The sequence below is a fragment of the Mycobacterium sp. 852002-51163_SCH5372311 genome, assembly GCF_001667115.1.
GTDB lineage: Bacteria > Actinomycetota > Actinomycetes > Mycobacteriales > Mycobacteriaceae > Mycobacterium.
Window position 1 is genome coordinate 1 of record NZ_LZIJ01000208.1, and the last position, 1,095, is coordinate 1,095.

General features: G+C 58.4%; 1 protein-coding gene. It reads right to left on the bottom strand.

Annotated elements, in window-relative coordinates; genetic code table 11:
• Positions 1–249: 249 nt before the first annotated feature.
• Positions 250–1,095, bottom strand: an 846-nt coding sequence (locus A5791_RS25540) for a hypothetical protein (RefSeq protein WP_067231672.1), incomplete at its 5' end; no start/stop codon positions are given.

The window sequence follows — 1,095 nt, forward strand, 5'->3', positions numbered from 1 at the left end:
AGGCCATCGGCCCAACTGAACTCGCTAGCGCCGGTATCGCCGTTTTCCAGATACGCGAGGTTGCGCGCAAGCTGGTCACCGAGACCGGACGCGTCGGCTCCGCTTCTACTCATCTTGTGAACCGGCTCCAAGAGTAGTAATGGGACTGAGACACATTGGTTTCAGCAGTTGAGCCGGCCAGGGTGGCACCGGCCTGAGCTACCGCGACCACCACTGCAGTCAGATTGGTCTGCAGCCAATCTAGAGGCGTCACTTCGGGATCACCGGCACGTCATAGGAACCGCTGGCCTTGATCTGCGTGAGGCAGGCCTGGCCGCGACGGCGCACGCCAACACCGAAGCTGCGCTGGAAAAAGCTATCCTGCAATGGAAATGGGCCGATACCCGGGATATTTCTTAGACCCTGGTACTGACGCTGAGGGTGCTGTCTGAACCCGATGGCGTTGTCAGGGCTGTTAGCTCCATAGGTGGCAACAACCGCCAAGTAGTCTTCCGGAATGAAATCGCTTTGGATAATCCAGGTTTCGCCGTAGCTACCCTGCACCTTCAGACCGTTGTAGGACTCCGGCGCAACCTGACCCACAATATTTTCCGGTTGCAAGTAGGCCGGTGCGCCAGCGCTGGGAATGTAGTCGTGTTTGGCAATAATGCCGCTGGCGTTTTCTTCGCCAGCCTTGAAGGTAGACACCACTTCTGCCTGTGCCGGGTTCATCAGCGCCAACAGCCGTGAGTTTGATTCAGTGCCGAAACCGTGCTCGGTCACATGGCGAACGGCAGTTTCGAGGTCTCCGGAATCAATGGTGGCGCTACCGGAAACGAGGTAGTGCTGGTGTGCCGCCGCAAACTGCTTGCCGAGATAGGCCGGTGGAACCATGGTGTCACCGTTGTACAGGCCATACACCGGGTGCGACCACTCGTTTGCTATCTGCGTTGGGTCAAACAGCCGCTGCAAGATCGTCCCGGTTGTCAGACGGTTGTCGGCCTCCAGCGCGTAGTTGGCAATTGCGCGGACTTGCTCAGCGGTGCTGTCCCGCAAGAATTTCCACGTCCAGCGGCTTGCCTTGTCGTAGTCCTTGAAGGTGTAGCCCATGAGGTG